A 17,388-nucleotide genomic window follows, 5' to 3' on the forward strand; every position below is an offset into this window, starting at 1 on the left:
AAAACGACTGTGGGGCAGATCGCATACTCTGCGATCTGCCCCACGTCGTTTACCTCAGATTCTCAAGAGAATCAGTTGTCACCGTCCTCGCGACGCTTACGCGTCAGGAGAACAACACCCGTTCCCAGCGCCAGCAGCAGAACCAATCCACCTGCTGCGAGCAACCCGGTGTTCACGCCACTCTCACCAGCGCCACCACCCGAGTTGATCGTCCCGCCCTGAGGAGCAGACGGCTTCGGCTGACCCGGCTGACCCGGGTTTGCTGTCGGCGGCTTCGGCTGTCCCGGAACCGTGCTCGGAACCGGCTGACCCGGAACCGTCGGCGGTACGACGATCGGAGGCACAACGACGATCGGGGGAATGATGATCGTCGGTGTAACCGGCACCGTCGTGTTCGGAACCGTCGTGGTCGGCGGAACTGTCGTGACCGGCGGCGTTGTCGTCGGCGGCGTCGTTGTCGTCACGCCACACGGATCCACAATCTCTTCCGCGACAACTTCTTCTGTCGTGGTCTCCTCTGTGGTGGTCTCCTCCGCGGTGGTGGATTCCTCCGTACCGGTCACATCAGCGTCACCGGCAGTGATCGCGCTAGCCGTCGTCGTCGCAACCGTTGTCGTCGGAACCATCCGCGTGGTCGTCGTCGGAGGAACACAGGGCTCCGTCGTGACCGGCGGCGTCGTGGTGGTCGTCGGCGGCACCGTAGTGGTGGTCTCCGGCGGGTCTATCGGGTGTTCGGTGCAGAGAGCGTCGCCCGGGACACAGTCCACTGGCGGGTTCTCGCCACCAACCACCAGGTAGTTGTTCAGGACACCCGGAGTGAATCCGGGACCTGACAACGTTCCGATCTCAGGATTGACCTTGACGGTGTACGTCACTGTCGCGGTCTCGCCCTTGGCCAGCTTTCCGGTGACCGTGAAGACGTTGTCGACGACACCCGAAACAACCAGCGTGGAAGTGGTAGCCGGATCCTTCGTCATTACTGCATCGTCGAGAACGTCGGTGAGATCGTCGTAGAAGCTGACCTCACCATCCGCGGTGCCCACATTCTTGAACGTGAGCGTGTACGTGATCTCCTGGCCGCCAACCACACGGTTCGTGGTGGACGGAACAGAGGACTTCAGTACCTCGATCGCGGGTGTGCCATCCACCGGATGCTCGGTCGTCACCGGCGGAGGAGTGATCTCCGGACCGGTCGGCGGCTTCGCAGTACCGGTGACCTTGTTGTTGATCAGAACCCCGCCGGCAACACCATCGTTGATCTTCACCTGGTAGGTCAGGACAACCGACTTACCGGCTTCCAATGCACCGGTCCAGGTGAGCGTGGTGCCCGACAGTGTCGGAGCAGTCGCGTCGACACCGTCGACAGTCGCCTTCAGCGAACCGTCCACCAACACCGCGTTGTCGAGAACCTTCGACAGATCATCGGTCAACACCACCGGATCAAGGGTCGTGTTACCCGTATTCGCACCCGTCACGGTGTACGTGATCGTCTGACCAGCAGCAACATTGGTACCCGACACCGGATCAGCAGCCTTCGCGACCGTGAACCCCGGAACCTTCACCGGATGCGTCGTGCACAGCTGCGTCGCCGGATCACACACCTCCGGAGGATCAACCGGAGGAGTCGTCCCCGGAACAACGAAGTTGTTCACGAACACCCCACCGACCACATCGGCATTGACCTTCACCGAATACGTCACCGTCTTCGTTTCGCCGGCCGCCAAGGTCCCCGTCACCGAGAAACCATCACTGCCGACCATCGTCGCAACCAACGGAGCATCAGCAGCCAAACCACTCAATGCACCCTTGTCCACAACCTGACGCAAATCATCGAAGTACGCCACCTCACCCGCACCGTTACCGGTGTTCGTGAACGTAAGCGTGTACTTGATGTCCTGACCGGCAACAACATTCGAACCCGACACCGGATCAGAAGACTTCACCACAGCAATCTTCGGAGAGACCACCGGATGCGTCGTGCACAGCTGCGTCACCGGATCACACACCTCCGGAGGATCAACCGGCGGAGTCGTCCCCGGAACAACGAAGTTGTTCACGAACACCCCACCGACCACATCGGCATTGACCTTCACCGAATACGTCACCGTCTTCGTTTCGCCGGCCGCCAAGGTCCCCGTCACCGAGAAACCATCACTGCCGACCATCGTCGCAACCAACGGAGCATCAGCAGCCAAACCACTCAATGCACCCTTGTCCACAACCTGACGCAAATCATCGAAGTACGCCACCTCACCCGCACCGTTACCGGTGTTCGTGAACGTAAGCGTGTACTTGATGTCCTGACCGGCAACAACATTCGAACCCGACACCGGATCAGAAGACTTCACCACAGCAATCTTCGGAGAGACCACCGGATGCGTCGTGCACAGCTGCGTCACCGGATCACACACCTCCGGAGGATCAACCGGCGGAGTCGTCCCCGGAACAACGAAGTTGTTCACGAACACCCCACCGACCACATCGGCATTGACCTTCACCGAATACGTCACCGTCTTCGTTTCGCCGGCCGCCAAGGTCCCCGTCACCGAGAAACCATCACTGCCGACCATCGTCGCAACCAACGGAGCATCAGCAGCCAAACCACTCAATGCACCCTTGTCCACAACCTGACGCAAATCATCGAAGTACGCCACCTCACCCGCACCGTTACCGGTGTTCGAGAACGAAAGCGTGTACTTGATGTCCTGACCGGCAACAACATTCGAACCCGACACCGGATCAGAAGACTTCACCACAGCAATCTTCGGAGAGACCACCGGATGCGTCGTGCACAGCTGCGTCACCGGATCACACACCTCCGGAGGATCAACCGGAGGAGTCGTCCCCGGAACAACGAAGTTGTTCACGAACACCCCACCGACCACATCGGCATTGACCTTCACCGAATACGTCACCGTCTTCGTTTCGCCGGCCGCCAAGGTCCCCGTCACCGAGAAACCATCACTGCCGACCATCGTCGCAACCAACGGAGCATCAGCAGCCAAACCACTCAATGCACCCTTGTCCACAACCTGACGCAAATCATCGAAGTACGCCACCTCACCCGCACCGTTACCGGTGTTCGAGAACGAAAGCGTGTACTTGATGTCCTGACCGGCAACAACATTCGACCCCGACACCGGATCAGAAGACTTCACCACAGCAATCTTCGGAGACAGAACCGGATGCTCCGTCGTCACGGGCGGAGGAGTGATCTCCGGACCCGTCGGCGGCTTCGCAGTACCAGTGACCTTGTTGTTGATCAACGTGCCACCGGCAACACCGGCATTGATCTTCACCTGGTAGGTCAGGACAACCGACTTACCGGCTTCCAATCCACCGGTCCAGGTGAGCGTGGTGCCCGAGAGCGTCGGAGCAGCACCGTCGACACCGTCAACAGTCGCCTTCAGCGAACCGTCCACCAACGTCGCGTTGTCGAGAACCTTCGATAAATCATCAGTCAACACAACAGGATTGAGCGTCGTCTTACCGGTGTTCGTACCGGTCACCGTATACGTGATCGTCTGACCAGCATTGACGCCGGTACCCGACGCAGGATCCGCAGTCTTCGCGACAGTGAAACCGGGAACCGAGTGATTCGTCTCAACCGGCGGCGGAGTGATATCCGGACCGGTCGGCGGCTTCGCAGTACCCGTGACCTTGTTGTTCAAGACCGTACCCGCAGCGACACCGTCGTTGACCTTCACCTCGTAGGTCAGGACAACCGACTTGCCGGCTTCGAGAACGCCAGTCCACGAGAGCGTCGTACCCGACAAAGTCGGAACAGCCACGGAAGCTCCGTCAATGGTCGCCTTCAGCGAACCAGGAACGACAGCAGCATTATTGAGGACCGCACCCAGATCGTCATTGATCTGTACCGGATCAAGCTTCGTCTTGCCGGTGTTGGTGCCGGTGACGGTGTACTTGATCGACTCGCCGGCCTGAACCGTCGAACCGGAGATCGGATCGGCAGTCTTCGCCAGCGTAAAACCTGGAACCGAGTGATTCGTTTCCACCGGAGGAGGAGTGATGTCCGGACCGGTCGGCGGCTTCGCAGTACCGGTGACTTTGTTGTTCAGAACCGTTCCCGCGGCAACGCCGGCATTGACCTTCACCTGGTATGTCAGAACAACAGACTTACCGGCCGGGAGATTCGCGGACCACGACAAAGTGCTGCCCGAAAGAGTCGGAGCAGCAACAGGAGCACCGTCGATGGTCGCCTTCAGCGAGCCCGGAACGACAGCAGCATTGTTGAGAACCGCACTCAGATCATCGGTGATCGTCGCGGGAGTCAGGGCCGTCCTGCCGGTGTTGGCACCGGTGACGGTGTACGTAATGGTGTCGCCGGCCTGAACCGTCGAACCGGAAACCGGATCAGCCGTCTTGGTCAGCGTGAAACCAGGCATGGGATGCGTCGTGCAGAGATTGGTTGCAGGATCACATGTTGTGGGGGGAGTTGTAGTCCCCGGAACCAGATAGTTGTTCAGAACTTTGTTGCCGCCGTCTTTGACAGTGACGGTGTATGTGACTGTCCCCTTGCCGCCGGCCGGCAAGGTGCCGCCGACCTTGATCTTGTCGGCGCCGTTCAATGCGGCGGTGAGTCCGCCGGTTGCAGCACCGACCGCAACTGTTCCGTCATCAATGACGTCGGCGAGGTAGTCCGTGTAGTCGATCGTTGCCGGCGCAGTGCCCGGATTCTCGAAATTCAGAGTGTAGGTGATTGATTGGCCGATATTGACCGTCTCACCGGTAGGTGGTGACGACGACTTCTTCACGAGAACCGGGGTGTTCTTGACCTTGCAATACACGTTGTCACCCGGTGTAAGTGCTGCCTGCGCAACGTCACCGACCCTGAGGGCCTGGGTCACGCCGTTTACCTGGCAATCCCACGATGTCGCATAGTTCGCGGTCTTGGTCGCCGAGGTAGTTGGCTTCTCCCAGAACGTGACAGGGGTGGGCGTGGTATCTGCGAGGAGCGTCCGCCAGCCAGTCGATGCCGTCGTATCAGTCGCACCGGTCGTGGTGCTCTTGATCTCGGTTGCTGCAGCGGCGCCTGCATCAGCGTGGTGTCCGGTGCTCATGCCGATAGTGAAATCGTCACCGGGGGTGACGCGCGTGAGGTCCTTGTCGATCTTGACCTTCGACAGCAGCACACCGAACGCCAGGCCCTGACGCGAGGTCGCCTGAACGGTATTTCCGAAAGTGGCTGCGAAACTTGTCGGAGCAGTCGATGCAACGACCAGCGTTCCGGGCGTGCGCCCCTGGCCATTGACGTTGTTCCACGAATCGCATCGGACGGTATTGGCTGGCATACCCGTCAGCCCACCGTCACAGGCCCGAATTCCGGGGTAGGCAGGATCACTGTCGTCACCGACGGTACGTGCGATCTGCCGTAGAGGCTTGTCCGAATTGAAAGTGAGGAATTCACGGTCGTTCGTAGTATTGATATTCGCGTCTGTCGACTCGGCGTCGGCTGCTACAAGCCCGTAGTTGTTGACGGCGCCATTCGGCCCCGTCATCACGATGTTCTTCAGCGAGACTGTTCCACCGGACTGACCAGCGGTGGCTGAGGTTTGGTAGATCGCCGGCTTGATCGTCGTCGGCACACCCGTGTACGCGGAAGTTCCCAACGCTGCATAGTGCAACGTGGGAAATGCCTTCGTTTCGATCCCCTGGTGTGTCTTTCCCGCTACCGAGTCGGTGAGGAAAGCCTTGAAGTTGATCTTGTAACCGTCGGTGAGCTGGATTTCCATCGACTGCCCTGCCGCAGAAGCAGCCGTTGCCGCATCGAGCGTCGACATATCGATCCAGCAGATGTTCTGCGAGAACGGACCGGTGCCGGGGGCGCTGAATGCGCAGCCTTTTGCAGGCTGTTCATCCGGAAGAACAGCGGCGCGAGCCGGCGCCTGAGCCTGAACGGGGCCGCCGAGCGTCGCGGCCGGCTGCGCTGACGCAACCACTGCCGTCGCGCCGGAGATACCGAGAATCATCGCGATGGCGGTCCATACCACCGTCCACGCTCGCACCCAGGGCGGGAGCCCTGCGGTGAATATGGCCGACCTTGTCGGCGGTATGTCGTTAGGCATTTCTTACTCCCCAGGATGTGCCTGATCGATGTTCGATGGACGGAGATGCGAGAGCGCTGGCGCGAACTCCCGGTTGATCGGTTGGTTCGGGTCGATGCGCCTGTTTTCGGCTGATCGACCTCACACCGGACGCTGTTGCCGGTCCTGTCATTCGAGCTCCTCTTCGGAAACACCTGCGTGTTGGAAGAGCCGCCCTGAACAGGACCTTGGCCCTCGAAATCCGCGCAAATCGAGAGCAACCTTCCAGTTATCAGGAACAAGATAACAGATAACCGGGAGCTTGCCCATCGAAAGTCGGACAAAGCAGACCGATCGACGTTTTTGTTCGTAGATCGGACAAGCTTCGAGGAGCAGTGTTGTCCGAGCGGACAATTCAGCCCTCGGAGTGCGGCACCGCGGCGAACGCGATGACATTCAACGTTTCCGCTGACCAGATCGGGTGACGACCAACCTCAAGGAAGGTACGGAATCTGGACAAATGCCCAATATGGATAAGGCCTGTTGGATGCGCCACAGACCCTCGAACGACGGTCGGAAACCCCGTCCTGAATGGAGTCCGATCACCCGTGCGAGCACGTCGAAATTGATCGAATTGATCCAGACCACACTCAGCGACGGCTGCCGGTAACGAAGCATCCCGAGGCTCCGATAATTGGATTGCGAGGCACCAACTTCGCCCGAAACCGGGCGGCCGCCTTCGATTCAAACCCAACTTCAAGTCCGTTTTGTAGCTTTTCAGGCAGAGCAGTTCTGCTCATTTTCTGCCATAGCTATTTTCTGATCCTGCTCAGCTAGTCGAAAGTTCAGCGACCGTGGCTACCGCCCGGCAGAATTCTCGTAACTGACGAGCAACAACCGGACTAAACAGCCAAGCGTCACAAGAGTGCCAAAAAGGGCCCTTCCGCGTGCCTCGAGGCAAATGCATCGAGGGCGAAAGGGCCCGAACCGGGCACCACGGAGCCAAGGGCCCCGCCGCAAACTAGCTGCTGCCGAACCCCACACTGTTGGCGTAGCGATCGAAATCGCCCTGGGCTCCGCTGTAGACGTTGATATCAGTGTTTCCGGTGATTCCGGGGATGCGTCCGGTGCTGGTGTACTGCCAGAAAGTCCAGTTGGACCAACCGCCGGGTAGCGGCCCCGGTGCGTTCTGCCCGTTGTAATCGGCGATCCACAGCGGGTAGTGGTTGAACTCGGTGGTGTTGGCCATCTGAGTACGCCAGAAGTTGGGATACGTGTAAATGATGGGCTGCCGCCCGGTAAGTGCCTGGACTGTATTCAAGTAGCGATGAGTCCAGTCGATGACCTGCCCGGCGGGCAGTCCCTTCGCGTCCTCGAGATCCAGAACGGGCGGGAGGTCACCAGGTCCGTTGATACCCAGGACGATCGCCGAATAGAAGGCGGCCTGGGCTTCGGGGGACTGGCGAACGTCTGCGTAGTGGTAGGCCCCGCGCGAGACGCCGGCAGCACGCATGACCAGGCAATCCTGGATGAAGTACGGATTGACGTAGTTGAGCGACTCGGTGGCCTTGACCATCGCGAACTCGTGCCCTGACGCCTTGACCTGGAACCAGTCGATTCCGGTTCCGTCCACGTGTTGCCACGAAGAGACGTCCGGGCCACGGGGAGCGTCGGCAGCGGCGAGGCCAGGTGCCGTGATCGCGATGGCAGCTGCCATCGCGATCGGGGTGAGCTTGCCCAGTGTCCTGACGATCCGTCGCTCGACCATTTCCCGAGACTAAGGTCGACTAGTCCGTTTTGTCCCCTAATTCAGGGAATGTTCACTCAACCGAGCCAATCGAGAACAGCCGCAGCGGTCCACGACTGTTGCATACTGCCCAGCGGCTCACCGGTGAAAGGCTCGTAGTATTCGGCAAAACTGCCATCGCTGGCCTGCCGCAACCCTTCCGAACGCAACACGTGCGATCTCTCGGCCCACCCCCGACGCGCGAACGCCCACGAGAACAACCACGTGATCACCGGCCACACCGGGCCACGCCAATACTCCCGCGGGCGGAAATCGCCGGAAACCGGAGACGTCGACGGTGGGACAGCAAACCGCATGTCCGGGTGACCACAGAATTTGGGCCCCTCGAAAGTGCGCAACAGAGCGCGCTCGGCATCGCGGCTCAGACCGCCGCACAGCAACGGCGCAAACATCGCGATGGTCTCGGTATGAACCCATCGCCCGGTGCGAAGATCGAAATCCTTTGCTGCACCTGATCGTTCATCGGTGGTGGCAATCACGCCCTGCCGGAATCGATCTGCCCACCCGCGTAGATCACGGACGTCGGAGTTCGGCCGGGAATGCTCCTCGCCGATCGTCGCCAGGACGTCGCACGCCATCGAGAAGACCGCGCTGACAAACACGTCCTCGACGGCAAAACTCATGGCTGTGGCAAGCTGCGAGTCCTCGTACCGCACGGCCTTCATCTCTTCGAGAAGCCAAAGGTAGCGGTCGTATTCGTGATCCGTGGGCCGCTGAGACAGGTCCGTCACCACAGCGAGATCAGCACGCTGATACGCAGGAACTTGTCCCGCAACAACATTCGCGTACGCCAGATCCCACCGCGGAGAGTTGTCCATCCCAGATTCCCACCCGTGATAGAGCGCGATACGGCCGTTGCCGTCGAGATCGCGGGCCTCCGCCAACCACCGGTGCCACCGAACCAGATCGCTCCAGCGCCGGTCGAGGAACTCTTCCGCGACCGCACGCGTCGTACGTCCGTGCCGACGCGAATGATCGAGAATCCGCTGCACCGCGATCGCGTGAACGGGGGGTTGGGTGATTCCCGATGTAGCGGTACCCAAAGGAGCATGCGCTGCCAACGCATTGACATCCCACCGCGTCGGGCCGGGGAAGTAGCCGTCGACACCGTTCGCGAACACGATGTGCGGAATCATTCCGTTCTTCCACTGAGCCGAGAGCAAGGTATCGAGCTCTACTACCGCCCGTTCGACGCTGAGCGGCGCCAGACCTACCGCCACGAACGCGGCGTCCCAGCTCCACATGTGGGGATACAGCTTCGGGGCAGCGCTGGTCATCGTGCCCAGGTCGTTTCCGCGCAGCAAGTAGGCAGCTCGGGCGGCGAGCTGAGTCGGGGTAAATCCGCGGTCGGCCATAGATGTCTATTTTGCGACGCGTCGAGCCTTTGCGCTCACCGAGCACGAATCCGGCGCTGCAGCCGCAATAATGAAGGAAGTCCGTCAGGTGATCTCGGAGTGGAGGCCTAGTGCGCGAGAAGATCAAAGCACTGCTGTTCGACGTCCAGGGCACAGCGACCGATTTTCACAGCACACTGTGCCGAGAGGCCCGTCGAATCACCGACGCCGACGTGGACTGGCCAAGATTCGTCAATCTCTGGCGCGCTGAGTACTTCGCGAACACCTCCGAGGCCGACGATTCCACAGGCGAATGGGTGACAGTACATTCGGTGTACCGCGAGGCTCTGCGCAAGCTGTTGGCCCGCGAGAGCATCGAACTTTCCGATGCCGAACAGGAAGAACTCACCACCGCCTGGAAATTCCTGGACCCGTGGCCCGACACTGTCGCCGGCCTGACAACCCTGCGCCAGCAGTACACAATCGCTGCCTTGTCCAACGCCGACGTGAATGCCGCAGTCAGCATCTCCCGGCACGGAAATCTGCCATGGCATGCCGTCTTCACTGCCGAAATGGCCGGCGTCTTCAAACCAGATCCGAAGATCTACCACCTGGCTGCTCGATATCTCGGGTACGACCCGGCCGAGATCATGATGGTTGCCAGTCACAAATACGACATCCGGGCGGCCAAAGCTCTCGGATTCCGCACAGCCTTCATAGCTCGACCACTCGAATTCGGAGCCAGGGGCAATCCCGATGTGTCCTTCTCCGACGAGTTCGACATCAACGCCGAGGACTTTCTCGATCTGGCAGCGCAATTGGTCCACTGATCCCGTGCCTGCGCGTCGTTGCTGGTATTCCTACGTGAACGAATATCGAAACGGACAGGCGGTTTGGAATTCATGGGCACCAAGGAAGACAGCGCTACCCGCGAACGCAAGGCCCTGCGGTACTCGCTCGTGGTCGCAACGGCGTTGGCTGTGCTCGCCGCATTCTGGGGCTGGATCTCGCAGTCCCAGGTGATCCTGCTCGACGGTGTGTACGCCCTCATCGGAATGGTGTTGACGGCGATCTCACTGCGGGTCTCGCGGATAGCCGACTCGGGCCCCACCGCACGCTTCCCGTTCGGAAAGGAGGCATTGATCCCGGTCGTCATCGCTGTCCAGGGCATGGCACTACTGGCGACGCTCGCCTACGCCGCAGTCGAGGCAGTTCGTGTCATCCTCGCGGGCGGAGCCGACGTCACCGCGGGGTCTCTGGTGGCATACGGCGCTGTCAGCGCAGTGGTGTCGATCATCATCTGGCGCTACGTCGGACAAGTCGACCGCACATCTGATCTGCTCGTCGCCGAAGCCAGGCAATGGGGAGCGTCGGCTGCCTTCAGCGCGCTGGTCGCAGTCGGTGCTGTCGTCGCAATGATCCTGGGCCGCACCGATTTCTCCGACGCCGACCGATATGCCGACTCCGTCTTGGTCCTCCTCGGCTGCGCGATGCTGGTCCCGCAACCGTACGCACTTCTGCGAACCGCACTGATCGAACTCCTCGAAGGTGCTCCCGGCGAAAACGTTCAGGCCCGCGTGCACGAAGCCATCGCCGTCGTCCGCGACGAATTCGGCTTGGACGAACCGACTCTCACCATGAGCAAGGTGGGTCGCAAGCTGTATGTCGAAGCGACGTTCATGGTCGCGCCACACAGCTGGGACATCGACGGTGAAGACGCAGTACGACGCTCGTTCGCCACCAGCCTCGCCGATCTCCCCTACGAACCGTGGCTGAACATCGAACTGACTACAGATCCGGCGCTGATGCTCTAGCGACGGAATCTGCTCTCGAACAACAGAATCACGACGGCCGGGCCCACCTCACCTTCTCGAAAAAGCCCTTGACTCGAAAGTATGTTCGAGTATGATGGGAGGTGGAACGGGGGGTTCTCATGACGATCAACATCACCGACGATGCCGTCACCGACGTGGTCAACAACTCCGCCGTGGGTGTGCGCGGACGATTGTGGCGGCTTCACCCCAGCGACGTCCGCGAGATCGCCATCACCGCGTCAGCGGAAATCCTTCGCCTGGAAGCCATTCGAGTGGCCGCTGTCGACACCCTGACGTTGAACCCGGACGAACAAGTACTCTGCTACCGCGGCACCGGACAATGGCTCGCGAACCACACCATGCTGCAGATCTCCACCGGCAGAAGAATCGCAGCCCTGGGCAAAGCGCTACGGTCGTTTCCCGAGATCGAAGACCAATTCGATGCCGGTGACCTCACTTTCGAGCACGCAGCACTGATCGTGGCGTTCTGCGAATCCCCACCCAAGGCAATGCCCGACGCCGCACTACCGTACTGCCGCGACACACTCCTCGCCGCAGCATCGGGAACCGAAGCAACCACCGTCAAACTGCGCTACGCCATCAGCGTCCTCGAGCACATGTTCGAATCCGACGACCCACCACCAAGCGAAGACACCGACCGCAACGAACTGCGCATCTCCCCCACCCTCAACGGAAGAGTCGCCGTCCGAGGCGATTTCGACGGAGTGACCGGCGAAATGCTTCTCTCCGCCCTCTCCAACCTCTCCATGCCCACCCCCGCCGAAGACGGCACACCCGACAAACGACCCGCCGCCACACGCAACGCAGACGCCATGGCAGAACTCATCCGGCGCTACCTCGACAACGCTGCCACCGGCATCGACGGCGGCCAACGCCCACACCTGAACGTGCACATCAACGCCAAAGACCTGGCCTACCACCGTGAATGCGCCACAACGGGTGATGGCTCAACACCTGTCCCCTCCGAGGACGACGATCCCGGCATGCTCGATCTCGACTTTCACGATCTCGACAAACAAGATCTCGATGTCGGCCACATGCCCTGGATGGGACCACTGAGCGTCGGCCGCACCCGCATGATCGCCTGCGACTGCATGCTCTCCAGCGTCCTCCTCGACGAAAACGGTGCCCCACTCGACGTCACCCCACTCAAAAGGCTTGTCACCGCAGCACAACGCACCGCCCTGATCGCCCGCGACAAAGGCTGCGCCTTCCCCGGCTGCGACTGCGTCCCCGCCTGGACCGACGCCCACCACATCCAACACTGGGCCAAAGGAGGACCAACCGTCATGGACAACCTGGTCCTACTCTGCCGAACCCACCACACCCTGATGCACCGAAAACCCGGATTCACCGGCAAATGGGAAATCCGAATGGGCACCGATCACCTGCCCTGGTTCATCCCACCACCGGGCATCGACCCCGACCGGAAACCCCTCCGCTCCACCACACGACTCTGAACCCGGAGGTCACCGAGCAAACGCCTCGGTGACCCATTCCGGCGTGCTTCGATAGCCGGAAAGGGCGGCGCGGCGACATCCATCCAACTCCACGCTCACAGGAGTACCACCAGAACCGTCAACCCGTAGGAGGGTTGATGATGCTGTCGCTGTCGCGATCTGATCACAAGGCGGAGCTATAGGAGCATCGGCTATGGCGGCAACCACGTCTCGACTCTCCGCTTCGGACAGGCGAATAACGTCCACGTCTGTCTGAGATTCATGCCGGCACACGGATAGTCCTGCAGCATCAGCGACAGGCGTAGCCAGCTCATTGTCTAGCGGGTCATAGCCTTCGCCTCTCTCGAACTGCTCGCGCGCCTTGTCAACTTCTCTGGCATCTGTCCGGTCGAATTGAACGGCAGACGAGCGATCGCAATTCGCCATCGTCGGAGAAAGACTCAACGAAGTTCGGACACGTTCGACTTCATGCAGAGATCGAAGCGAATCGAGAGGCCCGACTTGAAAGCCGCACGGACTCGACGGCCAGGCCGGAAACATCACTTGTCCGGCGCTGTTGACCATCCACAGTTTGACGGGAACCAGTTCGCTTGTGACACAACTCGCAACGACATTGTCGGGAAAGCGTTTGGAGTCGACACGATATGCATCCTTGACGGCGGCTACGTCACCTTCGAGTCGAACCATGTCGACGGTTAGCGCTCCGGAGGCATCTTCGCCGACTTCGCAACGAAATACTGCCACTGGATCGAAATCAGATGGAAGATACCCTGTTTCGTGTTTCGGACGCGAATACAGATCGACACCGAACAGGCCCCATGCGACTTCAATTCCGAGACAGTTGGCAGTCTCGAACACCCGAGCCTCAGGAGGTGTGAAGTACACCGAATCTCGCCAGAACGGAGCCGAACAAGCGGTGACCAGGCAAAGCGACGCCACCAACGGCACCGACAGCAGCGCGCGTGCCGAGACCGTCAATTGCCCGCCCACTCCAAAAGATCTTCGGCGGTCCAGGTATTGATCACCCGATCGGCTTCGACGCCGCACTTTTCGGCCCGGTCACAGCCGTAGCCCTGCCAAGCCAGCTGACCGGGGGCATGGGCGTCAGTGTCGATGGAGAAAAGACAATCGAGATCGCGGGCCAACTCGATCAAACGCGAAGGCGGGTCACGACGCTCCGGTCGGGAATTGATCTCAACGGCTGTGCCTGATTCGCGGCAGGCCTCGAACACTTTCTCCGCGTCGAACTGCGACTCGGGCCGGGTTCCGCGAGCACCCTCGACAAGACGCCCGGTGCAGTGTCCGAGAATATCGACACGCGGGTTTCTCACTGCAGCAAGCATTCTGCGGGTCATCGCCTCACGTTCGGACCGCAGCTTGGAGTGGACGCTCGCCACCACGATGTCGAGTTCGTCGAGCAGATCGGGATCCTGGTCGAGTGAACCGTCCTCGAGGATGTCCACCTCGATTCCCGTGAGGATGCGGAAGGGAGCCAGTTCGGCATTCAACCCGGCTATCACGTCGAGTTGAGACCGTAGGCGCTCCGCGGACAGCCCGTTGGCAACTGTGAGGCGAGGCGAATGGTCGGTGAGGGCGCAGTAGTCATGGCCGAGTGCTGCTGCGCGTCGCATCATTTCTTCGATGGGGCTTCCACCATCGGACCAGTCGGAGTGGGTGTGGAGGTCGCCGCGGAGGGCTTGGCGCAATGGGCTGTCGCCGATGGGCTCAGCCTGCCCCCGCAGTTCCTCGAGATACTCGGGGATGCCGTCGTACGACTGAGCGATAATCGTGGCAGTCTTCGGCCCGATGCCGGTGAGGGCCTTCCAACTGTCGGCTTTCCGGCGAGACTCCTTCTGCTCGTCGGACAATCCTGAAAAGACCTCCGCAGCTCGGCGATAGGCCTTGACGCGGTGCGTTTCAGCGCGTGATCGTTCGAGCCAGTAGGCGATCTCCCGAAGCGCTTCATCCGGTTCCATGAGACCACTGTTCCGTCAGCAGCGGCTCGCGGCAACCCTTGATCCCCTTACGCTGTGAATATGGACGACCCGAGAGCACGATTTGAAGCCGCGCGGGTGGCTCACCTGGCAACGGCAGATGCGGCCGGCGTTCCGCACATCGTGCCGCTGGTATTCGTCTTGGTCGGCGGCACCGTCTATTCCTGTGTCGACCACAAACCGAAAACCACGACCGCTCTTCGCAGGCTCCGGAACATCACCGAGACGGGGCGCGCAAGCCTGCTGGTCGATCATTACGACGACGACTGGTCCGCGCTCTGGTGGGTCCGCGTCGACGGACATGCGGAGGTTCTCGACCCCGGCACCAAGGAGTCCGAGAGCGCGATCGATGCTTTGGCCGCAAAGTATCCGCAGTACGTAGATCACCGACCGCACGGACAGGTCATAGCTGTCCGCGATGTGGAGTGGTCGTCGTGGTCCGCAGCAGCCTAAGGTTCTGTCCTAGTGTTCAAGGAGCGAAAGTGATTGCAACACTCTCAATTCGGACAAATTGGCGGGGGATCGATGAAACGACGGCAGTTACTTCAGCGCGCAGCCACAGGTCTGGCGCTGGTAGCGGGACCTCAGGTGATCGACATGGGTAGCAGTTCCGGAAGCAGTCAAGACGCAACAAGCCCGTTGAACGAACAGTTGTCGGTTGTTTCGCTCTCACACGTGAACGACCCGGCGACGACACCGGTTTTTCCAGGCGACCCCGAGTTCACTCTCGACACAGCGGCCACCATCGCAAACGACGGCTACTACCTCCAGTACGTCAAGGAAGGTGAGCACACGGGCACGCATTGGGGCGCACCCGCACACTTCCAGGAAGGCGGCCTCACAGCCGACCAACTCGATCCGGCGGACCTCTTCCTCCCCGCAGTGAAGATCGACATCCGGGACAAGGCTGCCGCCGATTCGGACTATGCGCTCACGGTCGCGGACCTGCAGGAATGGGAAACGCGCAACGGCAAGATCCCCGATGGAGCGGCCGTAGTTCTCTGGACCGGGTGGGAATCGCGCTGGGGTAGCGAAGAATATGCCAACTCCGATGCCGAGGGCGTCACCCACCAGCCCGGCTTCTCGGTGGACGCGGCGCGGTGGCTGATAGACACCGGCCGTTTGGGCACCCGCGGAGCATTGGGAACCGACACGTTCGGTCCCGACCTCGGAAACGACGAAACCTACCCCGTCTCGACAATCCTGTACGACAAGCATCGAATCAGCCTGGAGAACTTGAACAATCTTGCCGCCCTGCCAACCACCGGGGCTAGCATCCTTGTCGGTGGTGCGATCAACAAGGCCGGATCGGGTTCACCGGCAACGATTTTCGCACTACTACGGCGATAACCATTTGCGACGGTCGCCGTAGACAACGACCGCTCCCTTCCCACTTCTCTTCGCCTCGTACATCGCCGCATCGGCCTGGCGAAGAAGAGTGTGCGCGCTGAGCGGTTCGTCCCCGAACTCGAACTGCGCGGACTCGAAATGCGCGACACCAACGCTCGCACCCACCGACACCGATGTGTCTGCAGTCTGATCGGACCTGAGCGCGTCGACGATCCGGCGAGCCACGACGACGGCGTCGTCGATCGTGCCCTGCAGGAGCACTGTGAACTCGTCGCCACCGAATCGAGCGACAAACGCACCCTCGGGAACCGCTTCGCGCAGACGTGCTGTGAGAGCAACCAGTAACCGGTCGCCGGCCGGGTGCCCGTATCGATCGTTGATCTGTTTGAAGTCGTCCAGATCGACAAGCATCAGCACCCAATCGGAGTTCGTCTGGCGATAGTTTTCGATGGCGCTCGCAAAGTGTTCGTCGAACGCGGCCCGGTTTGCAAGCTCGGTGAGTGGGTCGTGATGTGCTCGGTACCTCAGCTCGTCCTGGGCAGCGGAGATCTGTTGGAGGAGCGCGTCGTTCTCGAGGAGCGTGAGTATTTGGCGCACCAGCGCGAGAACCAACACGCCGACGCCGAGTATCACGACCACGGCATCGAGGTTGCCGACGATCAGCGCCTGAACAGTCACGATCGTCGCGATCACCGCGATCAACAGATACGGCAGCAGCAACTGAGTCCGATCGCTTCGCCACTGCTGCGGCGCGTTGCGGTTCCGAGGCTCGGTTCGCTTCGTCAGCGCCGCCAAGGCGATCAACGGCGGCCCCGCGATGAACCCGGCATCGGCGATGGTCGGCATACTCTCGGCGCCGATCGCCACCAAGTACGCGTAAAGACTGTCCGAAAGGGAGAGCATCACCAACCCGCACCCGAGGAACGTCAGCGGTTCGCGGATCTCGGCAACGGCCTTCGGTCCGATGACCATCAGCAAGACCATGGCGATCAGAACGAAGTCGGTGATCGGATACATCACCGCGACAAGAAACCCGAGAGATCCCGTCGGACCGGTATGAACGACGGCGCCCAGGGCCGTCGTCCACGTGAGGATGAACAATCCACCGACAACGACAAGACCGTCGAGCGTCAGCACGAGCCAGAGATGGATAGGACCGATCGCCTCACGCCGGGGCGACTGACGCACCAACGACAGAAGCGCCGGCACGGCGAACACCGGGAACATGAAGAAACCGATATCCGCGATCGACGGCGACGGAAGTGGAACGTGGAGAACCGAGCGGTAGAACGCCCAGAAGAACATCCCGAGAGTCCAGCCGGCCATACCCAGAGCCATCAGAGTTCGCCAACGACGCTCGACGCCGTGATAGCGCCGCGATGTCCACCAACAGACCGCAGTTGCGGTGGCTCCGCCGACGAGCTGGGCGATATCGTCCACCAGAACCGAAGTTCGTGGGCTGAGCAGCCCGGATCCGGCGAGAGCGATGACCGCGACAACGACGCCGAGAACCAGCCACGTGCGTCGCGCTCGGAACTGCGTCATCGAAGAACCCATCGGTGTT

The 17,388-nt window shown here is 60.8% G+C and carries 11 protein-coding genes; 5 read left to right on the forward strand and 6 right to left on the reverse strand.

The window, feature by feature from the left end; genetic code table 11:
- Positions 1–71: 71 nt before the first annotated feature.
- The 3 genes from RA302_RS29665 to RA302_RS29675 form a co-directional block, all read right to left on the reverse strand.
- Positions 72–6,086 carry an isopeptide-forming domain-containing fimbrial protein gene (locus RA302_RS29665; RefSeq protein WP_225320213.1) on the reverse strand — a complete coding sequence of 2,005 codons (6,015 nt, stop codon included), beginning with the start codon at positions 6,084–6,086 and terminating at the stop codon, positions 72–74.
- Positions 6,087–7,065: 979 nt separating this feature from the next.
- Complete coding sequence (locus RA302_RS29670; protein ID WP_003942452.1) at positions 7,066–7,812, reverse strand: glycoside hydrolase family 25 protein; 747 nt, start codon at positions 7,810–7,812, stop codon at positions 7,066–7,068.
- Between the two features lie 56 nt (positions 7,813–7,868).
- Positions 7,869–9,206, reverse strand: coding sequence for a glycogen debranching protein (locus RA302_RS29675; protein WP_019746148.1), 1,338 nt, complete (start codon positions 9,204–9,206; stop codon positions 7,869–7,871).
- A gap of 110 nt (positions 9,207–9,316) precedes the next feature.
- On the opposite strand from RA302_RS29675, the gene RA302_RS29680 reads away from it, so the two are divergent.
- The 3 genes from RA302_RS29680 (at position 9,317) to RA302_RS29690 (ending at position 12,480) form a co-directional block, all read left to right on the forward strand.
- Positions 9,317–10,015 carry a haloacid dehalogenase type II gene (locus RA302_RS29680; protein ID WP_007735269.1) on the forward strand — a complete coding sequence of 233 codons (699 nt, stop codon included), beginning with the start codon at positions 9,317–9,319 and terminating at the stop codon, positions 10,013–10,015.
- A 72-nt stretch (positions 10,016–10,087) separates the two neighbouring features.
- Positions 10,088–10,999: a cation transporter gene (locus RA302_RS29685; RefSeq protein WP_030537660.1), complete on the forward strand. Its 912-nt coding sequence runs from the start codon at positions 10,088–10,090 to the stop codon at positions 10,997–10,999.
- A 119-nt stretch (positions 11,000–11,118) separates the two neighbouring features.
- Entirely contained in the window at positions 11,119–12,480 is a 1,362-nt protein-coding gene (locus RA302_RS29690) for an HNH endonuclease signature motif containing protein (protein ID WP_166502866.1), read from the forward strand.
- Positions 12,481–12,489: 9 nt separating this feature from the next.
- Here RA302_RS29690 and RA302_RS29695 read toward each other — a convergent pair whose 3' ends face one another.
- Both RA302_RS29695 and RA302_RS29700 read right to left on the reverse strand, forming a co-directional pair.
- Complete coding sequence (locus tag RA302_RS29695) at positions 12,490–13,338, reverse strand: hypothetical protein (protein ID WP_338478877.1); 849 nt, start codon at positions 13,336–13,338, stop codon at positions 12,490–12,492.
- A gap of 116 nt (positions 13,339–13,454) precedes the next feature.
- Positions 13,455–14,456, reverse strand: coding sequence for a PHP domain-containing protein (locus RA302_RS29700; protein WP_003942580.1), 1,002 nt, complete (start codon positions 14,454–14,456; stop codon positions 13,455–13,457).
- A gap of 54 nt (positions 14,457–14,510) precedes the next feature.
- Here RA302_RS29700 and RA302_RS29705 point away from each other — a divergent pair, with 54 nt between their 5' ends.
- Both RA302_RS29705 and RA302_RS29710 read left to right on the forward strand, forming a co-directional pair.
- Positions 14,511–14,927 carry a TIGR03668 family PPOX class F420-dependent oxidoreductase gene (locus tag RA302_RS29705; RefSeq protein ID WP_003942513.1) on the forward strand — a complete coding sequence of 139 codons (417 nt, stop codon included), beginning with the start codon at positions 14,511–14,513 and terminating at the stop codon, positions 14,925–14,927.
- Between the two features lie 144 nt (positions 14,928–15,071).
- On the forward strand, positions 15,072–15,824 hold the full coding sequence (locus tag RA302_RS29710; protein ID WP_172403480.1) for a cyclase family protein: 753 nt from the start codon (positions 15,072–15,074) through the stop codon (positions 15,822–15,824).
- Here RA302_RS29710 and RA302_RS29715 read toward each other — a convergent pair.
- Positions 15,813–17,369, reverse strand: coding sequence for a GGDEF domain-containing protein (locus RA302_RS29715; RefSeq protein ID WP_007729043.1), 1,557 nt, complete (start codon positions 17,367–17,369; stop codon positions 15,813–15,815). The genes RA302_RS29710 and RA302_RS29715 overlap by 12 nt on opposite strands.
- Positions 17,370–17,388: the final 19 nt, after the last annotated feature.

The sequence above is a fragment of the Rhodococcus sp. DN22 genome (assembly GCF_036669995.1).
Lineage (GTDB): Bacteria > Actinomycetota > Actinomycetes > Mycobacteriales > Mycobacteriaceae > Rhodococcus_F > Rhodococcus_F erythropolis.